Source organism: Cellulophaga sp. (genome assembly GCF_039943695.1).
GTDB lineage: Bacteria > Bacteroidota > Bacteroidia > Flavobacteriales > Flavobacteriaceae > Cellulophaga.
Window position 1 is genome coordinate 1 of sequence record NZ_JBDVAA010000121.1, and the last position, 26,278, is coordinate 26,278.

Annotated in this window: 27 protein-coding genes; 20 read left to right on the forward strand and 7 right to left on the reverse strand. The window is 31.9% G+C overall.

Going from position 1 to position 26,278, the window contains the following annotated elements; genetic code table 11:
- The 5 genes from ABJD66_RS08400 to ABJD66_RS08420 all read left to right on the forward strand — a co-directional run.
- Positions 1 to 919, forward strand: a 919-nt coding sequence (locus tag ABJD66_RS08400) for a citrate/2-methylcitrate synthase (RefSeq protein WP_348130364.1), incomplete at its 5' end; no start/stop codon positions are given.
- Positions 920 to 1,040: 121 nt separating this feature from the next.
- A complete protein-coding gene (locus ABJD66_RS08405; RefSeq protein WP_348130367.1) occupies positions 1,041 to 1,952 on the forward strand; it encodes an arginine deiminase-related protein in 912 nt (303 codons plus the stop codon).
- 18 nt (positions 1,953 to 1,970) lie between these two features.
- On the forward strand, positions 1,971 to 2,903 hold the full coding sequence (locus ABJD66_RS08410) for an arginine deiminase-related protein (RefSeq protein ID WP_348130370.1): 933 nt from the start codon (positions 1,971 to 1,973) through the stop codon (positions 2,901 to 2,903).
- Between the two features lie 59 nt (positions 2,904 to 2,962).
- Positions 2,963 to 4,735: an arginine--tRNA ligase gene (gene argS, locus ABJD66_RS08415; RefSeq protein WP_348130372.1), complete on the forward strand. Its 1,773-nt coding sequence runs from the start codon at positions 2,963 to 2,965 to the stop codon at positions 4,733 to 4,735.
- 15 nt (positions 4,736 to 4,750) lie between these two features.
- Positions 4,751 to 5,563 (forward strand): zinc-dependent peptidase, encoded by an 813-nt coding sequence (locus ABJD66_RS08420; RefSeq protein WP_303541014.1) that lies wholly within the window; start codon positions 4,751 to 4,753, stop codon positions 5,561 to 5,563.
- On the opposite strand, the gene ABJD66_RS08425 is transcribed toward ABJD66_RS08420, so the two are convergent.
- The 3 genes from ABJD66_RS08425 to ABJD66_RS08435 all read right to left on the reverse strand — a co-directional run bounded on the left by ABJD66_RS08425 (position 5,560) and on the right by ABJD66_RS08435 (position 9,591).
- Entirely contained in the window at positions 5,560 to 7,980 is a 2,421-nt protein-coding gene (locus ABJD66_RS08425) for a TonB-dependent receptor (protein WP_348130376.1), read from the reverse strand. The genes ABJD66_RS08420 and ABJD66_RS08425 overlap by 4 nt on opposite strands.
- Positions 7,981 to 8,074: 94 nt before the next feature.
- Complete coding sequence (locus ABJD66_RS08430) at positions 8,075 to 8,983, reverse strand: FecR family protein (RefSeq protein ID WP_348130379.1); 909 nt, start codon at positions 8,981 to 8,983, stop codon at positions 8,075 to 8,077.
- A gap of 95 nt (positions 8,984 to 9,078) precedes the next feature.
- Positions 9,079 to 9,591 (reverse strand): sigma-70 family RNA polymerase sigma factor, encoded by a 513-nt coding sequence (locus ABJD66_RS08435; protein WP_100896705.1) that lies wholly within the window; start codon positions 9,589 to 9,591, stop codon positions 9,079 to 9,081.
- A gap of 117 nt (positions 9,592 to 9,708) precedes the next feature.
- Between ABJD66_RS08435 and ABJD66_RS08440 the strand changes: the two genes are divergently transcribed.
- From ABJD66_RS08440 to ABJD66_RS08470, 7 genes are all read left to right on the forward strand, one after another.
- Positions 9,709 to 11,427: a hypothetical protein gene (locus ABJD66_RS08440; protein ID WP_348130384.1), complete on the forward strand. Its 1,719-nt coding sequence runs from the start codon at positions 9,709 to 9,711 to the stop codon at positions 11,425 to 11,427.
- 133 nt (positions 11,428 to 11,560) lie between these two features.
- A complete protein-coding gene (gene ffh, locus ABJD66_RS08445) occupies positions 11,561 to 12,901 on the forward strand; it encodes a signal recognition particle protein (protein ID WP_100896703.1) in 1,341 nt (446 codons plus the stop codon).
- 49 nt (positions 12,902 to 12,950) lie between these two features.
- On the forward strand, positions 12,951 to 13,838 hold the full coding sequence (locus ABJD66_RS08450) for a bifunctional 5,10-methylenetetrahydrofolate dehydrogenase/5,10-methenyltetrahydrofolate cyclohydrolase (RefSeq protein WP_100896702.1): 888 nt from the start codon (positions 12,951 to 12,953) through the stop codon (positions 13,836 to 13,838).
- Positions 13,839 to 13,991: 153 nt separating this feature from the next.
- Positions 13,992 to 14,957: a sulfurtransferase gene (locus ABJD66_RS08455; protein WP_348130389.1), complete on the forward strand. Its 966-nt coding sequence runs from the start codon at positions 13,992 to 13,994 to the stop codon at positions 14,955 to 14,957.
- A complete protein-coding gene (locus ABJD66_RS08460) occupies positions 14,958 to 15,683 on the forward strand; it encodes a YafY family protein (protein ID WP_348130392.1) in 726 nt (241 codons plus the stop codon).
- 42 nt (positions 15,684 to 15,725) lie between these two features.
- The gene (locus ABJD66_RS08465; RefSeq protein ID WP_303541029.1) at positions 15,726 to 16,187 is read left to right on the forward strand and encodes a GyrI-like domain-containing protein; all 462 of its coding nucleotides are present in this window, start codon (positions 15,726 to 15,728) and stop codon (positions 16,185 to 16,187) included.
- Positions 16,188 to 16,303: 116 nt separating this feature from the next.
- Complete coding sequence (locus ABJD66_RS08470; protein WP_348130395.1) at positions 16,304 to 17,161, forward strand: alpha/beta hydrolase-fold protein; 858 nt, start codon at positions 16,304 to 16,306, stop codon at positions 17,159 to 17,161.
- 82 nt (positions 17,162 to 17,243) lie between these two features.
- Here ABJD66_RS08470 and ABJD66_RS08475 read toward each other — a convergent pair whose 3' ends face one another.
- On the reverse strand, positions 17,244 to 17,891 hold the full coding sequence (locus ABJD66_RS08475) for a 7-carboxy-7-deazaguanine synthase QueE (RefSeq protein WP_232732649.1): 648 nt from the start codon (positions 17,889 to 17,891) through the stop codon (positions 17,244 to 17,246).
- A gap of 169 nt (positions 17,892 to 18,060) precedes the next feature.
- Between ABJD66_RS08475 and ABJD66_RS08480 the strand changes: the two genes are divergently transcribed.
- Genes ABJD66_RS08480 through ABJD66_RS08500 form a run of 5 tightly spaced genes read left to right on the forward strand, consistent with a single transcriptional unit; the run spans position 18,061 to position 21,840 of the window.
- A complete protein-coding gene (locus tag ABJD66_RS08480) occupies positions 18,061 to 19,569 on the forward strand; it encodes a helicase HerA-like domain-containing protein (RefSeq protein ID WP_100896695.1) in 1,509 nt (502 codons plus the stop codon).
- 41 nt (positions 19,570 to 19,610) lie between these two features.
- Positions 19,611 to 20,156, forward strand: a complete 546-nt coding sequence (locus tag ABJD66_RS08485) for a hypothetical protein (RefSeq protein WP_100896694.1) — start codon at positions 19,611 to 19,613, stop codon at positions 20,154 to 20,156.
- Between the two features lies 1 nt (position 20,157).
- A complete protein-coding gene (locus ABJD66_RS08490; RefSeq protein WP_348130400.1) occupies positions 20,158 to 20,526 on the forward strand; it encodes a cupin domain-containing protein in 369 nt (122 codons plus the stop codon).
- Positions 20,527 to 20,558: 32 nt separating this feature from the next.
- The gene (locus ABJD66_RS08495; RefSeq protein WP_348130402.1) at positions 20,559 to 21,401 is read left to right on the forward strand and encodes an alpha/beta hydrolase; all 843 of its coding nucleotides are present in this window, start codon (positions 20,559 to 20,561) and stop codon (positions 21,399 to 21,401) included.
- Positions 21,402 to 21,411: 10 nt separating this feature from the next.
- Positions 21,412 to 21,840, forward strand: coding sequence for a VOC family protein (locus ABJD66_RS08500; protein WP_100896691.1), 429 nt, complete (start codon positions 21,412 to 21,414; stop codon positions 21,838 to 21,840).
- Positions 21,841 to 21,852: 12 nt separating this feature from the next.
- Here the strand turns inward: ABJD66_RS08500 and ABJD66_RS08505 are convergent, their stop codons facing one another.
- A complete protein-coding gene (locus ABJD66_RS08505; RefSeq protein ID WP_348130405.1) occupies positions 21,853 to 22,656 on the reverse strand; it encodes a hypothetical protein in 804 nt (267 codons plus the stop codon).
- 73 nt (positions 22,657 to 22,729) lie between these two features.
- Positions 22,730 to 23,446: a methyltransferase domain-containing protein gene (locus ABJD66_RS08510; RefSeq protein ID WP_348130408.1), complete on the reverse strand. Its 717-nt coding sequence runs from the start codon at positions 23,444 to 23,446 to the stop codon at positions 22,730 to 22,732.
- A gap of 60 nt (positions 23,447 to 23,506) precedes the next feature.
- Here ABJD66_RS08510 and ABJD66_RS08515 point away from each other — a divergent pair, with 60 nt between their 5' ends.
- From ABJD66_RS08515 to ABJD66_RS08525, 3 genes are all read left to right on the forward strand, one after another.
- Entirely contained in the window at positions 23,507 to 24,022 is a 516-nt protein-coding gene (locus ABJD66_RS08515) for a DUF2059 domain-containing protein (protein WP_348130411.1), read from the forward strand.
- Entirely contained in the window at positions 24,022 to 24,516 is a 495-nt protein-coding gene (locus ABJD66_RS08520) for a YkgJ family cysteine cluster protein (protein ID WP_100896687.1), read from the forward strand. Before ABJD66_RS08515 ends, ABJD66_RS08520 begins: the two co-directional genes overlap by 1 nt.
- Before the next feature lie 64 nt (positions 24,517 to 24,580).
- Positions 24,581 to 25,411 (forward strand): sterol desaturase family protein, encoded by an 831-nt coding sequence (locus tag ABJD66_RS08525; protein WP_348130415.1) that lies wholly within the window; start codon positions 24,581 to 24,583, stop codon positions 25,409 to 25,411.
- Here ABJD66_RS08525 and ABJD66_RS08530 read toward each other — a convergent pair.
- Positions 25,408 to 26,278 (reverse strand): DUF1343 domain-containing protein (locus tag ABJD66_RS08530; protein ID WP_348130418.1); only part of this gene is annotated, 871 nt, incomplete at its 5' end. The genes ABJD66_RS08525 and ABJD66_RS08530 overlap by 4 nt on opposite strands.

A 26,278-nucleotide genomic window follows, 5' to 3' on the forward strand; every position in this document is an offset into this window, starting at 1 on the left:
TGGTTTTCCTAAGTCTGCACACCCAATGGGCGTGTTATCATCTTTAACAAGTGCTTTAATTGCATTTAACCCATCTTCTGTAAATGTTACTTCAGAAAATGATATGTACCACGCAATAGTAAGAATTTTAGCAAAATTCCCTGTTTTAGTTGCTTGGACATTAAGAAAGAAAAAAGGTCTTCCGTTAGATTACGGAGATGATTCTTTAGGTTACGTAGAAAACATTCATAAAATGATGTTTAAGAGACCTAGTGAAGAGTACAAGTCAAATAAAGTTGTTATAGATGCTTTAGATAAATTATTAATTTTACACGCAGATCATGAACAAAATTGTTCTACATCTACTGTAAGAATTGTTGGTTCTTCTCATGCAGGTTTATTTGCATCTTTATCTGCGGGTATTTCTGCTCTTTGGGGTCCATTACATGGTGGTGCAAACCAAGCAGTATTAGAAATGCTAGAAGCTATAGAAGCTGATGGTGGAGATACTAAAAAATATATGGCTAAAGCTAAGGATAAAAATGATCCTTTTAGATTAATGGGCTTTGGACATAGAGTATACAAAAACTTTGATCCTAGAGCTAAAATTATAAAAGTAGCTGCTGATGAAGTCTTAAATGATTTAGGTATTAACGATCCAATTTTAGATATCGCTAAAGGTTTAGAAAAAGAGGCTTTAGAAGATCCTTATTTTGTAGATCGTAAATTATATCCTAATGTAGATTTCTATTCAGGTATTATTTACAGAGCATTAGGTATACCTACTGAGATGTTTACAGTTATGTTTGCATTAGGAAGATTACCAGGTTGGATAGCTCAATGGAGAGAAATGAGATTAAATAACGAACCAATTGGTAGACCAAGACAGGTTTACGTTGGTGAAAATCACAGATCTTTTGTAGAAGTAAACAAAAGATAAACTGTAATAATATACATTGTTTATAAAAGCCTTTTTGATATTTCAAAAAGGCTTTTATTATTTTAGGGATTCTTATTTTTATTTAGAAAAATTCGTTTCATATTTGCATAAAAATTAATTTATGCGTCAAATAAATGTGAAAAACGAAACTTCTAGGTTAAAAACAGTTGTTTTGGGAACCGCAGAGAGTTGTGGATCTACGCCCACAGCAGAAGAAGCTTATGATCCTAAATCTTTAGAGCATATTTTAGCGGGTACATATCCGGTAGAAAAGGATATGGTTAAAGAGATGAATGCTTTTGAGGCTGTTCTTAAAAAATACAATGTAGAAGTATTAAGGCCAAAACTGCTAAAAGATTGTAATCAGATTTTTTCTAGAGATATAGCTTTTGTTATTGACGATGTTTTTTTTAGAGCAAATATTTTACCAGATAGGGAGGAAGAATATTTAGCAATACAATACATTGTAGATCAAATAAACCCTGATAAGGTTATAGAACTACCTGAAGAAGCACATATAGAAGGCGGTGATGTTATGCCTTGGAACGACCATATTTTTATTGGTACATATACCGCAGAAAATTACTCTCACCATATAACTGCCAGAACAAATAAATTAGCAGTAGATCATATAACAAAGCTTTTTCCTAATAAAACAGTAAAGTCTTTTGAGCTACGTAAATCTACCAATGCAAAAGAAAATGCACTGCATTTAGACTGTTGTTTTCAGCCAATTGGTAAAGGCAAAGCTATTCTTCATAAAAACGGTTTTTTAGTAGAAGAAGAATACCAGTGGTTGGTAGACTTTTTTGGCAAAGAAAATGTGTTTGAAATTACAAGTGATGAAATGTACAATATGTTTAGTAACATTTTTTCAATCTCTGAAGAGGTTATTGTATCAGAAAAAAACTTTACAAGATTAAATGATTGGTTAAGAGCACAAGGTTTTACGGTAGAAGAGGTGCCATATTCAGAAATTTCTAAACAAGAAGGTTTGTTACGTTGTAGCACATTACCATTACTAAGAGAATAATATATTTATAATATTACTATGCAGGTTACTAATACAATTTTAATGATAAGACCAGTTGGTTTTCGTAAAAACGAACAAACAGCTGTAAACAATTATTTTCAAGAAGACCTTGACATTAAAAATGCAGAAATAAACAAAAAAGCTCAGGCAGAGTTTGATGCTTTTGTTACACAATTACGTTTTAAAGGAGTAGATGTGGTTGTTGTAGATGATACTAAAGAGCCAGATACACCAGATTCTATTTTTCCTAATAACTGGGTTTCTTTTCATGAAAATGGTACTGTAGGTTTATATCCTATGTATGCAGAGAATAGAAGAAATGAACGTAGAGAAGATATTTTAGACATATTAGAGGAAAAAGGTTTTAGTATAGACCATACTATAGATTATACTAGTGCAGAAGATGAAGAGCTTTATTTAGAAGGTACAGGTAGTATTTTATTGGATAGAGTAAATAAAAAAGCGTACTGCGCACTATCTGTAAGAGCAGATGAAGATTTATTTATAGAATTCTGTGAAGATTTTGAGTATACTCCAGTTATATTTACTGCAAACCAATCTGTAGAAGGTAAGCGTTTACCTATATACCATACCAATGTTATGATGTGCTTAGCAGAAGATTTTTCTGTAATTTGTTTAGATACTATAGACGATAAAAAAGAGCGTAAAAATGTAGTTAAGCATTTAAAAGAAGATGGTAAAGAAGTTATAGCTATTACAGAAAAGCAAATGCATTCTTTTGCAGGTAATATGCTTCAGGTAATGGGGGCTGAAGGTAAACGTTACTTGGTAATGAGTTCTGCAGCATACCATAGTTTAACAGAAAAGCAAATTGAAGCAATAGAAAAAACATCAGAAATTATACATAGTTCTTTAGAAACTATAGAAACTTGTGGTGGTGGTAGTGCAAGATGTATGATGGCGGAAGTATTTTTACCAAAAACAAACTAAAATCTATCTTATAGAAAAAGATAAAAGCCGTAATTTTACAGGCTTAAATACAAATTAAAATGAATATCCAAGAAGTGTTAACGCAAAAGGTAAAAGATGCGGTTTTATCTATTTATAAAATAGAGCTGCCAACAGTAGAATTTCAGCCAACAAGAAAAGATTTTGAAGGTGATATAACTGTAGTTGTTTTTCCTATTCTGCGCTTTGTAAAAGGTAATCCTGCGCAAATTGGAGAACAAATAGGATTGTATTTAAAAGAAAATGTAGAAGAAGTAGAAAATTTTAATGTAGTTAAAGGTTTTTTAAACATTGTAATTAGTGATGCCTTTTATGTAAACTTTTTCAATAGTGTTAAAGACACAGAAAACTATGGTTTTGTAGCAGAAACGGCAGATGCTGTTATGGTAGAATATTCTTCTCCTAATACTAATAAACCATTGCATTTAGGGCATATTAGAAATAACTTATTAGGTTATTCTGTTGCAGAAATTTTAAAAGCATCTGGTAAAAAAGTATACAAAACTCAGATTATTAACGATCGTGGTATACATATTTGTAAAAGTATGTTGGCTTGGAAACTTTTTGGTAACGGTGAAACTCCAGAGAGTACTGGTCTTAAAGGTGATAAGTTAGTAGGTAATTACTATGTTAAGTTTGATAAAGAGTATAAAGTACAAATAGCAGATTTAGTTGCTGCTGGTACAGATGCAAAAGAAGCAGAAAAGCAAGCGCCACTTTTATTAGAGGCACAAGAAATGCTACGTAAGTGGGAAGCTGGTGATGAAGAAGTGGTTTCACTTTGGAAAATGATGAACCAATGGGTTTATAGTGGTTTTGAGGTTACTTATAAAAATTTAGGAGTAGATTTTGACTCATATTACTATGAGAGTAATACCTACCTTTTAGGTAAAGATATTGTAGATGAAGGTCTAGAAAAAGGTGTTTTCTACAGAAAAGAAGATGGTAGTGTTTGGATAGATTTGTCTGACGAAGGTTTAGATGAAAAAATTGTATTACGTGCAGATGGTACGGCAGTTTATATGACGCAAGATATTGGTACTGCAATACAGCGTACTAAAGATCATCCAGATGTAAATGGTATGGTTTATACTGTTGGTAATGAGCAAGATTACCACTTTAATGTATTGTTTTTAATACTTAAAAAATTAGGCTTTTCTTGGGCAGAACAATTGTATCATTTAAGTTATGGTATGGTAGATTTACCTAGCGGAAAAATGAAAAGTAGAGAAGGAACTGTTGTAGATGCTGATGACTTAATGAAAGATATGACAGCTACAGCAGCTAGCATTTCTGAAGAATTAGGAAAGTTAGACGGTTACACAGATACTGAAAAAGAAGAGCTTTACAGGGTAATTGGTTTAGGGGCTTTAAAATACTATATACTAAAAGTAGATCCTAAAAAACGCATTTTGTTTAATCCTGAAGAATCTGTAGAATTCCAAGGTAATACAGGACCCTTTATACAGTATACGTATGCAAGAATACAGTCTATTTTAAGAAAGTCTGATTTTGATTATACGGCAATTGTAAAAGCTGGTGACTTGCATGAAAAAGAAAAGGAGTTATTAAAGCAAATGCAAATGTTCCCTTCTGTTGTTCAAAATGCAGCACAGAGTTTTAGTCCTGCTTTAATAGCAAATTACACCTATGACTTGGTTAAAGAGTTTAATTCTTTTTACCAAAATGTACCAATTTTACCAGAAGAAGACTTACAAAAGAAAATATTTAGAGTGCAGTTGTCTAAAAAAGTAGGTGAGATTATTAAATCTGCATTTGCCTTGTTGGGTATAGAGGTGCCTAACCGTATGTAATTATAAAGATATTAAATGAATGATGATTTAGGAGTTAGTATTTTTGGTATTGTTGCTTTAGCGTGTGTTTTTGGATATTTTATTTATATTTTATATTACATAGCAGATTTATACTTTTTTACACCTTCTAAAAAGAATATTAAACTATCTGCTGCAGATGAGCATTTAATAGTAAAGTATTTACCAGCATATTCTTTATTATCTCCAAAACAAAAACAAAAGTTTAGAAATAGAGTATCTAGGTTTAGAGCAAATAAAACATTTATTTTCTCAGAAAAGAGCTCTAAAGATGAAGAAATTAAGCTGCTATTGTCTGCAACGGCAGCTTTTTTAATGCTTGGCTTTAAGGATTACAGAATAGCAACTATTCATAAAATACTTATTTATCCTTCAGCTTATTTTTCTACAATAACAAAACAAAATCATTTAGGAGAATATAACCCGCAATTAAAAACATTGGTTTTTTCTGCAGAACATGTACTAAGTGGTTTTGAAGACGCTACAGATAATTTAAACTTAGGAGTGCATGAGTTTGCACATGCCTTAGCTTTTCATTTTAAAAAAGACTTAAAATATACAGCTGTTAAGTTTAGAAAAGGAATGGCTAAAATGGAAAAGCTTTTAAATGATAAGGCTTTTTTAGAACGTGTAGAAAGAACAAAATACTTTAGACCGTACGCTACAACAAATATTCATGAGTTTTTTGCGGTAACATTAGAGAATTATGTAGAAACTCCATCAGATTTTGTTGCTACTTTTCCGGAGCTGTATAATATAATAACTCGTATGTTAAATTTTGAAGAGTTTAGCTTTCACCATAAACTTTAAAAGCTAATTCTAAAACTAGCATTTGGTGTTATTCCTAAGGATACGCTTTCTACGGTTTCTATTTCATTATCATTAGTAACTCTGTAATATCTATTTAAAATATTCTCTTTGTTTAAAATATTTAAGATTGATGCGCCAAAAGTGGCCTTACATGTACTACCAATTTTAAAGTTGTATAGTGCAGAGATATCTGCTCTAACATAATTGGGTAGCCTACTACTGTTTGGTTCTTTGTAATTTATTTTTGCAGGAAAGCTTAATATGTTTAAAGCGTTTTCACCTTCTTCTGGTTCTGTATAAGGCTTTCCAGAGTTGTAATTTAAACCTATACCAAGTTTAAAATCTTTGTAGTTGTATGTGCCAGCAAAAGTAACAGTGTGTCTAATATCTAGATTGTTAGGAAATGTTGTTGGACTAATGTCATTATAAGTGTAATTATTTAAATTATAGGTATAGCTTAACCAAGTACTATAATTTGTGGTTTTTTTATTAATTAAAAACTCAATGCCTTTAATGTTGTATTTTCCTATTTCGCCATTAAACTGGTCTTGGTTTTGGAAACCTTGTGTTAGTGTACTTATACCTTCTACATTTTTGTAAAAAGCTTCAATACCAATGTAGATGCTATTTTTGTCGTAATTAAGGCCAACAGATAACTGTTTGCTAGTAGTTATTGGTAACTCGTCCTCGTCAGCTAAAATCCATCTTCTTTTTTCTATTCCTAAAAAGTTTTGTTCTAAATCTATAATTTGGTTAGTAGACTGGCTTTTGTACTCTCCTAATATTGATGCGTTTAAATTTTTGGCAATGTTGTAGTTTACATTTAAACGTGGTTCTAAAATCCATCTTTTAAAGGTGTTTAAATTTTCTATATAATTTAATCTTGCACCTGCTTTAGCTTTTAATTTGGTTGTGTTGTAATTTATCTCGCTAAAAATAGCATTTGTTCTAATAACGCCTTTAATGTTTTTTCTATAAGGTGGTTGTGATACGTTGGTTAGGTTTAAGATACCGGTTTCTATAAGTTGGTAGCCACTTAAAACATTAACGTTATTATTTAACTTGTAGTTTATGTTTAATTTTAAACCACTTTCTAATACTTTATTGTTTTGTTGTAGTTCTTGTTTATTGGAAACTGCTAACGTATTTAAATTGTAATATGTGCGGTACGCATTAACTTTTGTGCTTAGTTTGTTGTTCCAAGTACTTTCTATACTACCTCCAAAAGAAGTGTTTTGTTGATCTAAACTACTATTACTATTTTCCTCGTTAGTACTTGTTTCTGCATATTTTAATGCGTTGTTCATTTGTATAAAACTAAAACGCAATTTGTGATTTTTATTTAAGTTATACATTGCTTTGGCGGTAATATCATAAAAATAAAAATCTTCTTTTCTGGTTATTTCAGTATCTTTTGTATCGCTTTCTATATCGCTATCCTGAAAAGTTTTATCAAAATACCTGTTGTATGTAGGGGAGTTTAAAAAATCTGTTACAGATCTTCTTGCAGAAAATTGAAAAGCTCCTTTGTTTGTGATAGGTACTTGTGCATAAATATCTGCGCTTATCATATTAAAACCTGTGCCAAAAAAAGAATCATCTATGTTATTATTAGTTCGCATATCTATAACGCTACTAATACCATCTCCATATTGCGGACTTGTTCCGTTTTTAGTTATAGTAACACTATTAGTTAAATATGGATTAAAAGCAGATATTAAACCAAAAAAATGTCCAGATTGGTACATTTTGATATCTTCCCATAAAACAAGGTTTTGGTCGTTTGTGCCACCACGTACATTAATGTCAGAGACTGTTTCGTTACTACTTTTTATACCAGGTAATGCTTGTACTGTTTGTAGCACATCTGGCTCTATAAGTCCTGGTAATATGCCAAAATTATTTGTTTTTAAAACAATACTCCCATCTAAAGATTTGTTTAATCCTGTAGTTAAAAATTTAGAAAGTATTATCTCTTTTAATTCTACATAATGTTCACGTAGTAAAAAAGTTTTAACAGGTTTGTTTTTATTTAATTCCAATGCATTAAAATGCATAGTCTTATAGCCAATAAAACGCACTTTTATTATAGCGTCTTGTGGTACATTATTTAATAAAAAATATCCAGTAGAGTCTGTAACTGTAGCAAGTTCATTATCTAACACTTCAATTGTAGCGCCATTTACAGTGTTTTGCTCGTAATTATCTAAAAATTTACCGTGTATACTAATGGTGTTGTCTTTAGATAATGCATAGTACCGTTTATTTAACTTAGTTAAGGTTAACGATGTTTTCTCAGCTACAAAATTTAGAATGCTTTCTAAATTATTTGTTGTAGCAGGTGTAATAGTTAAAGTGTCTGTATCTTTATTTGCAAAAGATATTCTAATATTAAATTGCTCCTCTATTTGATGCAAATACTTAGTTAAAGGTAAGGTGTTATTAGTTTTTTGCGCATTAGTTATAAAACTAAAGGCAAAAAACAAACAACAGTAAGTAATTTTTAGACAGTTATTCCTCAACATAAAACAACACCTTATCCTCTTCTAATGTATAACTTATTTTAGAGGGTATACTTATACTCTTTAACGCAAGATTTAAATCCTTGTTGTTAAAAGATCCTGTATATAGTTGTTCTGTATTTACGTTTTTGGTAGTTACGGTTAAGTTAAATTGCCTTTGTAGTTCGTTTAAAACAAATTCTAATGGTATACTTTTAAATGTACTTTCGTTTAACGTCCAAGATGGTACTAGTGTTTTAACATAGCTAAGTGGTGCTACTTTACCATTAATAACCATAAAAGAAGTGCCACCAGGTACTTTGTAGTCTGTACCGTTGTAGTTTACATTTACAAGCCCTTCATAACAAGTAACTTCAAAAAAGTTGGCTCTAGTTTCTACGTTAAATTGTGTTCCTAAAACACTAATGGTCCCGTGGTTTGTAGTTACTGTAAATTTTTCTCCTTTAGCAACTTTAAAAAAGGCTTCACCTTCTAAAGAAACATCTCTTTTGTTATCCCAACTGTTTTTATTGTAAGCTATTTTAGACTCTGCATTTAAAAAAACCTCGGAGTTGTCTGGTAAAGTAAGTTCGTTATTTTGGGCGTAATCTGTACTTATGGTTTGGTCTAAAGTAGTGGTGTAAAAATAGCCTAAACCGCAAATTAGTACTACAGCAGCAGCTATACTTATGTATTTTTTAAACGGATTTAATTTAACAACCTTAGTTTCTTTAATAGCATTACGTTTATTATTAATTGCTTGTAAAGCCTTTTCTTGGTTAAACTCTGGGGCCTGCATCTTATTAGATGTAGCTATTATTTTTTGGTAAGTGGTATATTCTTCGGTTTTTTTAAACTGAATAATTTCCTCTTCTGTTAATTCGTTATTTAGCCATTTAGCTAGGTAATTCTCTTGCATAACTTTTGCTTTACGTAGGTATAACAATCAATAAGTAAAAAACCCTACTTTATATTTTAAATTTTTATCAATTTATATAATTATGAATCAATATATTAAATTCCATCTATATGTTCTCTAAGTGATTTTAAAGCCAAATGCATTCTTTTTTCTATAGCTTTAACACTAACACCTTCTAATTCTGCAATTTCTGCATATTTCTTTTTGTCAATTCTATTTAATAAAAAAGTAGTTCGTTGGTTTTCGGGTAAATTAGCAAGGGCGTTATCTAATTTTGTTTGAAATTCTTTTTCTTCAAGTAAAAATTCTGGAGTTTCATTAGTAACATCTGTATTTAGGTGTGCATATTTTAACCTTACTTTATCAGCCTTAATCATATTTAAATATAAATTATTGGCTATCGTGTAAACATAAGATTTTGCTTTGGAAGGTAATACCTTAGCGCAATTTTCCCATAATTTTACAAAAGCTTCTTGTACCGCATCATATGCCTTTTCTTCATTCCCAAACTTATAATATATGTAATTAAATACCGTTTTAGAATTGGTGGTAAAGATTTGGTTGTATACCTTTTCTTCGCAAACGTTAGTGTCATTCTCTATATTCAAAACTAGATAGGTTTATTTTTTTTCAAAGGTATTTTAAAAAAATGATATTTTGTTGGTAGGGTTTTTTTTAATTGAATTGTTATAGGGTTATAAAAACAAAAAATAAACCAAATTATTATGAAAAAAGTTTTCGCAAAATTTATGTTCGCAATCCTACTTATGGGAACATTTAGTCTAACCTCTTGTCAAGAAGAGTTTGAAGAATTACCAAACAATAACGATGGTAAAGCTATTGAATCTACTTCTGCAACAGCATCTTTAATTAAAGGAACATCCTCAAAAGATGGTTCTTATGATAATATAGTTGATGGCGCTAGTTGTTTTGCAATACAATTTCCTTACACCGTTAGTGTAAACGGGTTAGATATTACAATAGATTCTACTGATGATTTAAAATTAATTGAAGAAATTTTAGATGAAATAGATTCTGATGATTACAACTTACAAATTACTTTTCCTATAAAAATTACTTTATCTAATTACACAGAATTAACTATAAACAGTAAAGAAGAGTTAATGGCAAAAGCTGAAGAGTGTGTAGAAGGTGGTGAAGATGATGATATTGAATGTATAGATTTTGTATACCCAATAGATGTTTTTAGCTTTAATACTAATTTAGAAATTACTAGTACAACAACAGTTAAAAGCGACAAAGAATTTAGATTGTTTTTTGCAAATTTAGGTGATAATGATATCGTTGGATTAGATTTTCCTATCACTTTAGAAAAATACGATAATACTAAAGTTGTTGTAAATAGCAATGCAGAATTAGCTGCTGTGTTAGAAAACGCTAAAGATATGTGTGATGAAGATGATGACAATGATTATAATGATGACGATTTTACAAAAGAGAGATTAGATACATTTTTAATTGATTGTCCTTGGTTAATACAAGAAATTTTTAGAAACAATCAAGAGCAAACAGAGCAGTATTTAGAGTTTGTAATGGACTTTAATGAAAACGGAAGTGTAGTTACTAAAAACAATCAAGGTAATTATGTAGAAGGTACTTGGTCTACAGTTGTTAATACCAATAGCAATAGAGTTGAGTTAAAAATGGAGTTTGAAACTATGACAGATTTTAACTTAGATTGGTACGTTTATGAGTTAAATGATAACAAGATAAAATTATTAGCAAATAACGGAAGTGATAAAATTATATTGGAAAAACACTGTGAGTTATCTGATAATGGGTCAAGTGAAGAGCTTAAGAATTTGTTATACGGTTGTAAGTGGAATTTTGTTGTGCCAAGTAGTTCTTCTATTGGGTATTATAATGTTAAGTTTTTAGAAAACGGAGATGTTAGGTTTGTAGATGATAACGGAAGTGTTTTTACTATAGATACTTTTTCAACTTGGGCTTTAGAGGGTAACATTATTGTTTTTTACAATATTAATCAAGAGATGATTTCTGAAAAATGGAAAATAGCATCATACTCAGAAAATCAAATGTTTGTAGATATCTATAATGAAGATGAGAGAATATACCAAAATGTATTAGAAAGAAATTGTGATGATGCAGGTACTTGCAGTGATGCTGATATAAATGAAGCTTTATCGGGAGGTTGTAAATTTAAAATCACAAATGTAGATGGTACTTTTTCTGAAGAGTTGTTAATAGATTTTTCTAACAGCAATATTCACGCTTACGATGCTAACAATACAATAGCAGATGAAGGTGCTTGGTCTTTACAAAGCGGGGTGTTAAGTTTTTTAGCCTTAAGCTTAAAATTAGGTAACTATAATGGAGAATGGAAAGTAATAGAATGTGGTACAGATTCATTTAAGTTAGAAAAAGGAGAAGAAATTATTGTCTTAACCAAAGTATGTGACTAGTAATAGTACATAATAATTATGCTAAAGGGCTACTTTTTTTAAGTAGCCCTTTTTTTATACTATATTTTTTGGCTTAAACCACACACTTCCCAATGTAATTATTAAATTTGCAATTCCAGAAAAAAGTAGACTTATGTTCAATAATTTAAGTGAAAAGTTAGATAAAGCGTTCCACGTCTTAAAAGGACACGGACAAATAACAGAAATTAATGTTGCCGAAACTTTAAAAGAAGTTCGTAGGGCTTTATTAGACGCCGATGTTAACTTTAAAATTGCAAAAGAATTTACCAATAGAGTAAAGGAAAAAGCACTAGGTCAAAATGTACTAACAACATTACAGCCTGGCCAGTTAATGGTTAAGTTGGTAAAAGATGAGCTTACAGAGCTTATGGGTGGCGACGCAGAAGGTATAAACCTTTCTGGTACACCGTCTATAATATTAATGTCTGGTTTGCAAGGTTCTGGTAAAACAACTTTTTCTGGTAAACTTGCAAATTATTTAAAAACCAAAAAAACTAAAAATCCACTATTGGTAGCTTGTGATGTTTATCGTCCTGCGGCTATAGACCAGTTACATGTAGTTGGTGAGCAAATAGGGGTAGATGTATTTTCAGATCGTGGAAACACAAATCCTGTTGCAATTGCAGAAGCTGGTATAGCACATGCAAAAGCAAACGGACATAATGTGGTTATTATAGATACAGCTGGTCGTTTAGCAGTAGATGAAGAAATGATGACCGAGATTGCTAACGTACACAAAGCAATTAAACCACAAGAGACATTGTTTGTTGTAGATTCTATGACAGGGCAAGATGCTGTTAACACTGCAAAAGCCTTTAATGATGTTTTAAATTTTGATGGTGTAATACTAACAAAATTAGATGGTGATACTCGTGGTGGTGCAGCAATATCTATTAAATCTGTAGTAACTAAACCAATTAAATTTATTGGTACAGGTGAAAAAATGGATGCAATAGACGTTTTTCATCCTTCTCGTATGGCAGAACGTATCCTAGGTATGGGAGATGTTGTGTCTTTAGTAGAACGTGCTCAAGAGCAGTTTGATGAGGAAGAAGCCCGTAAAATACAAAAGAAGATTGCCAAAAATAAATTTGGGTTCGATGATTTCTTAAAGCAAATTCAGCAAATTAAGAAAATGGGTAGCCTTAAAGATTTAATGGGTATGATACCTGGTGCTGGTAAAGCATTAAAAGGTATGGATATAGATGATGATGCGTTTAAACACGTAGAAGCAATTATACATTCTATGACTCCTGTGGAGAGAGAAACTCCAACAATGCTTAATGCTAGTCGTAAAAAGAGAATAGCAAAAGGTAGTGGTAGAACTGTGCAAGAGGTAAACCAATTACTAAAGCAGTTTGACCAGATGAGTAAAATGATGAAGATGATGCAAGGCGGTGGCGGCAAAAAAATGATGCAAATGATGGGTGGTATGAAAGGAATGCGCCCATAATTAAATAAAAATATTTTCAATATAAAACCATCAAACTAACAATCTGATAATGGAATTACTAGACGGGAAAAAAGTATCAAACCAAATTAAAGAGGAAATTACCGTTGAGGTAACCAAAATGAGAGAGCGTGGAGAAAAAGTACCACACCTAGCAGCAATTATTGTTGGTAGTGATGGGGCTAGCTTAACGTATGTTGGTAGTAAAGTACGTTCTTGTGAGCGTGTTGGTTTTGAGTCTACTTTGGTACAAATGCCAAGTACAACTAGTGAAATAGAATTGCTTCGTAAAATTGAAGAGCTTAACCAAGATGATGAAATTGATGGCTTTATAGTACAGTTACCTTTGCCACCACAAATTGATACACAAAAAGTACTTTTAGCGGTAGATCCAGACAAGGATGTAGATGGTTTTCACCCTACTAACTTTGGTAAAATGGCTTTAGATATGAGTACATTTATACCAGCAACTCCATTTGGTATTTTAGAGTTGTTAGAGCGTTACAAAGTAGATACTAAAGGAAAACATACTGTAGTTATAGGTCGTAGTCATATTGTTGGTAGGCCAATGAGTATTTTAATGGGGCGTAAAGGTTGGCCAGGAAATTCTACGGTAACCTTAACGCATAGTGCAACAAAAAATATTACACAAATTATTTCTCAGGCAGATATTGTTATCTCTGCATTAGGAGTGCCTAATTTTTTAAAGGCAGAAATGGTAAAAGATGATGCTGTAGTTATAGATGTTGGTATTACACGTGTAGTAGACGAAACAAAACCAAAAGGATATTATATTACTGGTGATGTAGATTTTGAAAACGTAAGTAAAAAAGCCTCTTTTATAACACCTGTTCCTGGTGGTGTTGGACCAATGACAATTGCTATGTTGTTAAAAAATACGTTACTAGCAAGAGAACGTCATAGAAACGCTAATAGATAAAAATAAAATAGAATTTTAGCTTAATAAATTTAGCTATTCTTAGTAATTATATAAAACCATTGCATTCTGTGTAATGGTTTTTTTTATGTTAATAAGTTAGCGCCAAACCAACCAATTAATTGGGTAATTTTAAGGCCGCATAAATATATAAAAATGAAAACACCCCTTATCTCGGCTAAAGAATTAGAAGCCTTATTGGTAGATGAAACCAACATTATAATTTTAGATGCTAGTCCGGCTACAAACGTATCAGGATTAAGTAGTGACCTAGAAAATTTGCAAATAAAAGGAGCTCGTAAATTTAATATTAAAGCTAATTTTAGTGATGCATCTAGTGACTTTCCTAATACAATACCAAGTGCAAAACAATTTCAGGAAGAAGCACGTAAATTGGGCATAAAAAAAACAAGTAAAATTGTAGTGTATGATAATTTAGGTGTGTACACATCACCAAGAGTTTGGTGGTTGTTTACTACATTTGGTCATAGTGCTGTAACAGTTTTAGATGGTGGCTTGCCAGAGTGGGTAGCTCAAGGTTTACCAACAGAAGAAACAGCTAAAAAAAGGGTGCCATTGGGTAATTTTATAGCAAATCAAAAAGAGTTTGCTGTTGTAAATTTTTCAATGGTTAAAGAAAACACAGAGAGCACCACTGCTTTGGTTGTAGATGCACGCTCTGCAGGCAGGTTTAATGGTACAGAGCCTGAACCTAGAGCAGAATTGGCTAGTGGCAGTATACCAGGTTCTGTTAATCTTCCTTTTACAGATGTTTTAGAGGATGGTAAATTTAAATCAAAAGAAGAATTAAAGGTTATTTTAGAGCCAATTTTTGCAGAAGATAAACCGTTGGTTTTTACTTGTGGTTCTGGTTTAACAGCTTGCGTTATATTATTAGCAAGTAAATTGGTAGATGATACTAAAGATACATCTGTATATGATGGTTCTTGGACAGAGTGGGTACAGTTGTATAAAGAGGAAACAGATGAAGAAGAAGGAGACTCAGAAACAAAAGATGAGGTTTTAGGTGAAACTAATCAAGAAGAAGCTAGTAAAGCAGAGAAATTAAACGAAGATGAAGATTTGAATAATGAAGAGATAAGCAGAGAAGAAGAAGAGTAAATGGAAAAAGGGAAGCCTAGATTGGTTAGACTTACAGCAATTGTTACGCAGTTACAAACAAAAAAAGTTGTTACAGCAACAGAATTGTCTGCCAAGCATAAAGTTAGTGTTAGAACTATTTATAGGGATATACGAACTTTAGAACAATCTGGGATTCCTATTTATACAGAAGAAGGTAAAGGCTATTCTTTAGTAGACGGTTATAAGTTACCACCTGTTATGTTTACAGAGGAAGAGGCAAATGCATTAATTACTGCAGAACAAATTGTTAGTAGAAATAAAGACATCTCCTTTGTAGAAAAATATAGTAGTGCTGTAGAAAAAATAAAATCGGTTTTAAGATATTCTCAAAGAGATAAATCGTCTTTACTAACAGAGCGTATAGATATTAGAACAAATTTAGAGCAAAAAATTACAAGCAACTATTTAATGCAGTTGCAAATAGCGTTAACTAATTATAAGTTATTACAAATAGATTATTTATCGTTAGAACGTAATAAGACTACAAGAATAATAGAGCCTTTTGCGCTTATACATAACAATGACAATTGGGTATTAATAGCCTTTTGTAGGTTACGTGAAGATTTTAGAGCATTTAGGGTAGATTGTATTCAGAAACTAGCAATGTTGCCAAGTTCTTTTGAGCCCCATAAAATTACATTGCAAGAGTATTTTGACATTGAAAGAAAAAAATGGGAAAATACCCCTGACATACCTATGACATAGGGCTGGTTTATTTTTGATGAAAATCAATATAAAATCAGAATTATGAAAACTGAAACTCTAGCATCTTTTAATGTAATAGGTATTAAAGTGCGTACTACAAATGAAAATGCACAAGCAGCAAAAGATATTGTTGTATTATGGAATACTTTTATGTCTGAGCAAATTTTAGACAAAATTCCTAATAAAATAAGTACCGAAATTTTTTCAATTTATACCAATTATGAGGGCGATTATACAAAGCCGTATGATACTATTTTAGGATGTAAAGTTGCTAGTGTAGATGAGGTTCCAAATGGTATGGTAGCACATACTGTTAAGGCATCAACCTATAAAAAATGCATAGCAAAAGGAGACTTGTCTAAAAACGTAGTGTATAATAAGTGGTTAGAAATTTGGGAAGCAAAAGAAGCTCGTTTATATACTTCGGACTTTGAAATTTATGGTGAAGCAGCAAGTAATCCAGAAAATGCAGAGGTTCCCATTTTTATAGCAGTAAGAGAATAGTAGTAGCATTAAATAGTATCTTAACCAATATATTACAAGCTTTAAAGAGAATGTAGTCCAAAACAGGACTACATTTTTTATATTTAAGAAGCATTAGCCTACTTAAATATTGTTTTATGAAAAAGTTAATACCTACTATTTGCTTTTGTTTGTTGTTTGGTTTTATAACCAAAGCGCAAACAGGTAAGGTTTTTGATAACCTAAAAGTTACTAGTGGAATTTTAAAAAGCGATCGTAACTTCTCTATTTACCTTCCACCAGATTACGAAACTTCTAAAAGAGATTACCCTGTGTTGTATTTACTGCACGGAGCAGGGGATGACCATACTGGATGGGTTCAATTTGGAGAGGTTTTACATATAGCAGATAAAGCCATTAAGGCAGGTAAAGCAACACCAATGATTATTGTAATGCCAGATGCTAATACAGGCAAACGTGGGTATTTTAATACTGATGATTGGCTTTATGAAGATTTCTTTTTTAATGAGTTAATGCCTTATGTAGAGGGTAAATACAGAATTAAAGGTGAAAAAAGATACCGCGCTATATCTGGACTATCTATGGGTGGCGGCGGTACTTTTATGTATGCTTTGCATAGACCAGAGTTGTTTTCTTCTGCTTGTCCACTTAGTGCTTCTGTAGGTATGTTGCCACAAGACACAGTAAAAATAAAAGATTTTGCAGAAAGCGAAAATAAGTCTATTGATAAAATGCGAAAGTATTTTGAGAAACACTCGGTTATTTCTTTATTAGATACTATACCTATAAATGATGTAAAATCTGTACGTTGGTTTATAGATTGTGGTGATGAAGATTTTTTGTTTGAAGGCAATAGCTTAGTTCATATTTCTATGATGAAAAAGAAAATACCACACGAATACAGAGTTCGTGATGGAGCACATAATTGGACGTACTGGAGGGAGTCTTTACCAGAGGTTTTAAAATTTGTGTCGGCAGCTTTTCATCAGCATTAGCTACGCATACAAAAGCTATAAACTAAAAAAGCTATAAACTAAAAAAGCTAGTATAATTTATACTAGCTTCTTTTTTATGTTTTTATGGTATATTTAAATACTTGTGTGTTTGTAATGATACTTTCCATTGCGGATTTTTCATTACAAAGTCTACAATTAATGGAGTCATTTTATCTTTAACACTCCATTCTGGTTGTAAATATAAAATACAATCTTTATTTACTTTAGCTGCTTGTTCTTCAGCAAATTTAAAATCGTTTTTATTATAAATTATCATTTTTAACTCATCTGCCTTATCATAAATAATACCTTGTGGTAATTTATTTTTTTTAGGAGATAAGCAAATCCAGTCCCAAATACCTGTTAAAGTGTATGCGCCAGATGTCTCTATATGTGTTTGTAAATTTTTAGCCTTTAAAGCCTCTGTAAGCGGAGCCATATTCCAAGTTAAAGGCTCGCCACCAGTAACAACAATTGTGTTAGAGTATTTTGCAGCGTTATCTACAATAGCGTCTATAGTTGTTGGTGGGTGCGTAGCAGCGTTCCAACTCTCCTTAACATCACACCAATGGCAACCAACATCGCAACCACCTACACGTATAAAATATGCAGCGGTTCCTTTATGGAAACCTTCTCCTTGTATGGTATAAAATTCTTCCATTAATGGAAGCATTTCTCCTTTGTCTACTAATGCTAATACCTCATTTTTAACCATTATGCAAAGATACATTTTTTGTTTTTTACTATCTAACTTTAAGTAAAAGATAGCAGCTGGTTAACTTGTTCGTCAAAAAAAAATAAAAAAATAGCATCAATAACTTAGAGTTTTATTGTGTTTACAGTAAAACTTCTCTTTTTAGTTGTTTAAATTTAAGCTATTTTTATCAAAATTTTAAGAAATGAGCACCAAGGAAAAATTTTTAGCAGACATAGAAAAAGGGTATACTACAAAAGGAGACTTTATAACTATGGGTGCTGGTATAGTGGAAGGGGAAACCGTTACTAATGCATTTGTAAAAATACCTTTAAAAACTCTTAACCGTCACGGTTTAATTGCTGGTGCAACAGGTACCGGAAAAACAAAAACATTGCAGGTATTGGCAGAGAATTTATCTGATAAAGGTGTGCCAGTAATGCTAATGGATTTAAAAGGTGATTTAAGTGGTATAGCGCAACCAAGTGCAGGACATCCTAAAATTGACGAACGCCATGCTCAAATTGGTTTGCCTTTTGAAGCTAAAAGTTTTCCTGTAGAAATTTTGTCTTTGTCTGAGCAAGATGGAGTAAAATTAAGAGCTACAGTATCAGAATTTGGACCAGTATTACTTTCTAGAATTTTAGACTTAACCGTAACGCAAGAAGGTATTGTTGCTGTTATTTTTAAGTATTGTGATGATAATAAATTACCGCTTTTAGATCTTAAAGATTTTAAAAAGGTACTGCAATATGCAACAGATGAAGGTAAGGCCGAATTTAAAGAGAGCTACGGAAGAATTTCTTCTGCATCCACAGGTACTATTCTTAGAAAAGTAATAGAACTAGAACAGCAAGGAGCCGATTTATTTTTTGGTGAAAAATCTTTTGATGTTGATGACTTAACCAGGATTGATGAAAACGGAAGAGGCTACATTAATATTTTAAGGTTAACAGATATACAAGACAGACCTAAATTGTTTTCAACTTTTATGTTGAGTCTTTTAGCTGAAATTTATGATACTTTTCCTGAGCAAGGAGATAGTGACAAGCCAGAGTTGGTGTTGTTTATAGATGAGGCTCACTTAATTTTTGATGAAGCATCTAAGGCTTTATTAAATCAAATAGAAAGTATTGTAAAATTAATACGTTCTAAAGGTATTGGTGTATACTTTGTAACACAAAACCCTGCTGATGTTCCAGAAGATGTTTTGGCTCAATTAGGGTTAAAAGTGCAACACGCTTTACGTGCATTTACAGCTAAAGATAGAAAAGCTATTAAATTAGCAGCACAAAATTACCCAGATAGTGAGTATTATGACACAGAGGATGTATTAACTTCTTTGGGTATTGGAGAAGCTTTAATTTCTGCTTTAGATGAAAAAGGAAGACCAACTCCCTTAGCAGCTACTATGTTACGTGCACCTATGAGCCGTATGGATATTTTAACAGATAAAGAATTAAAAGAAGTAATAGACGCTTCTTCTTTAGTTAAAAAATACAATGATATTATAGATAGGGAAAGTGCTTATGAAATGCTGAATAAGAAAATTGAAAAGGCAGAGCAAATAGCAGCAAAAGAAAAAGAAAAACCAGCGGCAAAGCGTACAAGTAGTCGTTCTAAAAGCACAAGACAAAACCCAATTGTAAAAGTGTTAACCAGTGCTACTTTTATTAGAGGTATGTTGGGTGTACTTAAAAAAGTACTACGCTAAACAAATTAAAACCAAATCTATTTACTAACTACATATTTTAAATGAAGAAAATTACAATTACCTGTATAGTTGCAGCTGCAACATTATTAACGCAATGTGCAAAAAGTACAGATGCAGATTTTTTAATTTCTGCAAATGGTTTTGGTAAACTAACCAAAGAAAACCTGGCTAGTGATATAGAAACCATATACGCAACAGACTCTATAGTAAAAGATAATGCAGTACAATTAAGTGCTAATATGCGTAAAGAGCATATATACGAAAAAGGAGGTAAACCTTTGTTTACAGTAAGTATTAGTAATGACTCTATTATAGATAATATTAGGGTTTTAGATGCGCGTTATACAACAGATAAAGGTGTTAACTTACTTAGTACTTTTAAAGATATTAAAGATAATTATACCATTAGTAAAGTATTAACTTCTATGAACAATGTTGTGTTGTTTATAAAAGATAGTGATGTTTATTTTACAATTGATAAAAAAGAACTACCAGAAAACTTACGCTATAGCAACACTACAAAAATTGAAGCAATACAAATACCAGATGCTGCTAAAATTAAGTATTTAATGATAGATTGGGAGTAGTATGAAAAAGAAGTATACCATACAAACACAACCTTTTGTGGTACCTACTACAGATGGTAAATTAATAGAAGAACATTTTGGTGGCGCAACTAACAAGCAACAAGAGTTAAGTATGGCTCATATGGTTGCACCTCCGGGTTGGTCAGAGCCTTTTCAGACACCAGAGTTTACAGAGTACACTTATGTAATAAAGGGCAAAAAACAATTTATTATAGATGATGAAGTTGTTGTTTTAGAACAAGGACAATCTATACGCATAGAGAAAAATACACGTGTACAATATGCAAACCCTTTTGATGCTCCTTGTGAGTATATATCTATTTGTACACCAGCTTTTTCTATAGACACAGTACATAGAGAAGAAGATTAACCCTTATTTTATAGTATCCTACACCTCATTTTATGAAAAAAATGCTAAGTAAAATTATCCCCAAAGTTTATGGTGCATATTTTAATGTGCTTTCTGTGTTTTCTAAAAAGAAAGCTGCAAAAAAAGCATTTTATCTTTTTTGTACGCCTAGAAAAGGAAAAGTGCTACCCTTTCAGTCAGAATTTTTAAATAATGCAAAGAAAGAGGTTGTACATAGTAATAACATAGATTTACAGGTGTACGAGTGGACTGGCGAAAAAGAAACTATTTTACTTTTACACGGCTGGGAAAGTAATGTGTTTAGGTGGCGTAATTTAATTTCTTTTTTAAAAGAAGAAGGGTATAATATTATTGCTTTTGATGCGCCTGCACATGGTAACTCTAAAGGGCAAGTATTACATGTGCCCATTTATACAGAAGTAACACAAACTCTAATTACCAAATACCAACCAAAGCATATTATAGGACATAGTGTTGGTGGTATGACAACCTTGTACAATAATTACAAATACAGTAACCCTAGTGTAGATAAACTTGTAATTCTTGGTGCGCCATCAGAATTTTATACTATTTTGCTTAACTACCAAAATATGCTTAAGTTTAATAATAAGGTCTTTAATGAGTTAAAGAAATTTATAATAGAGCAATTTGGTTTTAAGGCTGAAGATTTTTCTATATCGGAATATGTAAAAAAGAATAAAAAGAAGGGTTTACTTGTGCATGATAAGTTAGATTTTATTGCACCTTGTTCAGACTCAGAGTTAGTACATAAAAATTGGACTAACAGTAAATTAATAACAACTAAAGGTTACGGACATTCACTACACCAAGATGAGGTTAGTAATGCAGTAATATCATTTTTAAAAGAAGATTAAAAATACAACTATGAAATATCCAATAGCACCTTTTCATATCGCAATTCCTGTTCATAATTTAGAGGAATGTAGAACATTTTACAAAGACGTAATAGGTTGCCCAGAAGGAAGAAGTAGTGACCATTGGGTAGATTTTAACTTATTTGGTCATCAGTTAGTAATACATTACAAAGAGAAAACTACAGCAGAAGATTTACACACCAATTCTGTAGATGGTAAAAATGTACCAGTACCGCATTATGGTGTTGTACTGCCTTGGGAAACTTTTGAGACCTTTTCTAAAGAATTAAAAGATAAGGGAGTTAATTTTGTAATAGAACCTTATGTTAGGTTTAAAGGAGAAGTAGGAGAGCAAGCAACTATGTTTTTTTTAGATCCTGCAGGTAATGCTTTAGAGTTTAAAGCGTTTAAAGATGTACACCAATTGTTTGCTAAGTAGTGCAGTTTTTGATTATCTGCCTCCATTAGCTTTTAAGTCTGCTATACACTCAGCATCTAAAGTAGGTAATCCGTTTTTACTTGCAATAAGCATTTTTTTCATTCCGGCTCCAAACTCTAATTCGGCGTTCATCAAACAGTTGTCTACATTACAGTGGTTACTGCCTATAATTTCTCCGTCATCATTTGTAGCTTCGCCTTCATGCGGATGAACCATTTCTGACCCTAAATTAACCAAGCCCATTAAGTGGCCAAGCTCATGTTGTAATGTTGCTGTTTCTATAGATTTTTCAGATACTAAAGCACTTTTAGCAGCTAAATCTTTAATTGTAGACTCATATATGATCATAGATGTGTTGCGGTAAACAGCACCAAGTGTAACAGAGTTTTTTTCTACGTCATCATTGTTAGACGGTGCATCTGCAAAATAAATATAAATAGCTAAAGTATCATCAGAGTTGTAAACAGTTCTGTTTTCGGTTTCTAATTTTGCTACTTCTTCAATTGTTAAATCTTCTTTATTAGGAGAGGAAACCTGCTTATAAGTAACAGTTATTTCATCTTTAAAACTAATATCATTTATAAAATCAGAAAATGCAGATAATGATTCTTCGTTGGGTCTAAAACCTTCAACATAAGCAATTTCTAATGCTAGTTTAGAGAATTTTGTATTAGATAAAATATCATTAGCAGAATCTCCAGAGCCTTGTAAGTTGGCTGTTTTACTTCCTCCTTTTTCCGATGAATCAGAATCATCTGTGTTAGAACAACCAATTAAAAATAAAGCAGCAAGTAATAAAACGCTAAAATTCTTCATAAACCTCTTTCTTTTTTATAACTAACAATTGATTGTCACAAAACCCTACTATTTAACGTAAAAAGTAGCTGCTCTATTGCTTTGCAAGTGTAAGTTTAGCTAAATAGTCGTAATGTTCGCCTTCAACTATCAACTCGCAATTAAAACCATTTAAAATTGCAGCACGTTGCAGTGTATTATAATCTAAATAAAGCCAAGGAAAAGAATCGCTTTTTTGTTGCTTATATTGCATAACATAATCTACTTCACCGTAATATTCTTTTCCTGGAGGAATCCAATAACCTCCATCTTCATCCTCATCAAACATATAAATAATGTCGCTAGAATCTAGTAGTAATTGTCCGTCTGCATTTAAAAGAGATTTTAAATGTTGTAAATAGTCACCTAGTTTGTTAAGGTTGCCAACAATTCCAATACCGTTCATTAAAAGTAAAAGTGTGTCAAAAGTAACGTCTTTATATTCTAGTATTTTAGCGTTAACAGTTTTGGTTACACCTCTTTTTTTGCAAGTTTCAATAGCTCCTTTAGATGAGTCTAATGCGGTAACATCTATATTTTTTTCTTGTAAATACAAGCTATGGCTTCCGGCTCCGCAACCAATATCTAAAACTTTTCCTTTGCTTAGTTGTAGTGCTTTTTGTTCTATAATTGGCATTTCTGTATAGTCTCTAAAAAGATATGGCACAGGAATTGTATCATCTTCAGAAATAGATGAAAGCGTAACAATGTCTTCTTTGTAGGTTTTGTTAAGATAGTCTAACATTGCAGCACCAAAAATATCGCTTCCCATTTTATTTGTATTTTAGCCAACAAAAGTGGCATTTTTTAACAACATTAGAAAGTATTTTATATGAAACAACTTGGTATAGCATTGGTTTTAGTTCTTTTTTTTGCAACAAATGGTAATGCGCAAACAAAAAAGGATACTAGTTTAATTAATACGTATTTAAAAGCAAATGGTTCTGCAGCACAGTATGAGTATGCATACGACCAATTACTAACAATGTTACATAAAAATCATCCTAAAACAGCTGCAAATACAGACGCTTATAAATACTTAAACGATAATAAAAGTAAAGCTGTAGGTGAAATTTTAGATTCTTTAGGTGTTGTGTACACAAAGCACTTTACTAAAGATGATATTAAAGAAATGTTAGGGTTTTATAGAGGAGAAGCTGCAAAGCAAATGCTTAAAGACAGAACAAAAATGACTGAAGAGCAAAAGCAACAGTTAAATGCTTACTACAACTCTGAAGTTGGTAAAAAAATAATATCTAAGCAGCAAGTACTTAGCCAAGAAATTGGTGCGGCGTCTGAAGCTTGGAGTAGAGATTTGTATGAAACAGCTATGAGCTTGTTAAAGTAATGAAAGAGATTTTAAAGGAATTGCCAAAAAAGGCAAAAGAAAAACAAAACGAAAACAAAAAGTTTTTTACCAAATTAAAAAAGAAGCCACCCAAGAATTTAGATTACGTAATGCAAGAGTTACACGAAGATGAGTTTAAAAAGACTGATTGCTTAACTTGTGCTAACTGCTGTAAAACAACAGGACCTTTATTTACAAATGCAGATGTAGAGCGTATAGCAAAATCTTTTAGGCAAAAACCACAGCAGTTTATAAAAAATTATTTGCGTGTAGATGATGAAAATGATTATGTTCTGCAAAGTGTACCGTGTACTTTTTTAGGGCCAGATAATTATTGTTCTATTTATGATGTAAGGCCAAAGGCGTGTAGAGAGTTTCCGCATACAGATCGTAAAAAGTTTCAGCAAATAAGTAATTTAACAATGAAAAATGTAGCTATTTGTCCGGCTGCTTACAACATTGTTGAAGAAATGAAAAAGAGAATTAAAGTATAGTATTTCTATTTTTATATACAAACCGTTAACCAAAAAGTTAACGGTTTTTTTTTATATTTAGAAGATGGAAAGTATTATTACATATTTTGAAACCATACCGTCTGCACATAGGAGTTTAATTTTAATTGGAGGTATAACGTTTTTTTGGCTTTTAGAAGGCGTTTTACCACTACAACGTTTTACGTACAAAAAATGGCGACACGCATTGCCTAATTTATTTTTTACGTTTACTACTATTGTAATTAACTTTTTACTCGCTTTTTTATTACTAAAAACTAGTGACTGGACAGTTGTACATAATTTTGGAATAATAAACTGGTTACCGCAAATGCCGCTATGGTTGTATGTGACAATAGGTGTTATGCTATTAGATTTTTTTGGAGCTTACCTGGCTCATTTTACAGAGCATAAAGTAAAGCCTTTATGGATGGTGCATTTGGTTCATCATACAGACCATAATGTAGATGCAACTACTGCAAACAGGCATCATCCATTAGAGAGTGTTATACGCTTTGTGTTTACTTTGGCTGGTGTTTTTATAGTTGGGGCACCTATGGGAGTGGTTATGTTATACCAGTCTTTATCTTTGGTAGCAACCCAATTTGGACACGCAAATATTAAATTACCTAAAAAAGTAGATGAGGTTATAAGTTATTTTTTAGTGTCTCCAGATATGCACAAAGTACACCACCATTATGTGTTACCTTACACAGACTCTAACTACGGAAATATTTTCTCGGTATGGGATAGGTTGTTTGGTACGTTTATGAAACTAGATCGTGATAGTATTGTGTACGGTGTAGACACTTTTCCTGATGAGGTAGAAAATGCAAGTATAAAAGGGTTGTTAAAACAACCTTTTCATAAGTACAGAAAACCAACAACAGAAGTTTAGTTATACATAAGATATTTTGCTCTTATTTTTTTAAACTCTTCAATAGCTGGCTGCCACGTTTTTTTAATTTCAGCTTCAGACATACCTTCTACTATCTGTTTTTGTAACTTACTAGTACCAGCGTGTTTTGTAAAACCACTTGTTAAAAACACTTTGCTTTTATCTGTACTGTTTGTGTATGCATCAATAATCCATTTTAATGTCATACTATTCATTCTTTCTATGCTAGACAAATCGTTACCATAACAAATTTTTCCTTTGTGTTTTGGGTATTTAGAACCAAAGTTTGGTTGTGGTGTGTATGTAAAACTATATTTTGTACTGTCTAAAAAAGGTGCTCCATAACGCTGAAACTGAAATTCTGTGCCACGACCAGCGTTAATATCCATACCTTCAAACAACCCTAAACTTGGGTATAATGTAATTGCGGTATTGTTTGGCAAGTTAGGAGAAGGTCTAATAGGTAAGTTGTAATCGCTGGTATGCTCATAATTATCAAGTTTTACCACAGTTAAATCTGTTTTTTTATAACCATTTAACCAGCCTTCTTCATTTATCATTGTTGCATATTCTGCAATAGTCATTCCGTATACTAACGGAATATCTGTCATTCCTAAAAAACCTCTATGTTCAGTTTCCATAGTTGGTCCGTCTACATAATGTCCGTTTGGGTTTGGCCTGTCTAGCACAACAACTTTAATATTGTTTTCTGCACAAGCTTCCATTACCAGCTGCAATGTAGCTATGTAAGTGTAAAAACGCACACCAACATCTTGTATATCAAAAAGCACCACATCAATATCTTTTAATTGTGCGTTATTTGGCTTTCTATTTTTACCGTATAGTGATATTAAAGGCAAACCAGTT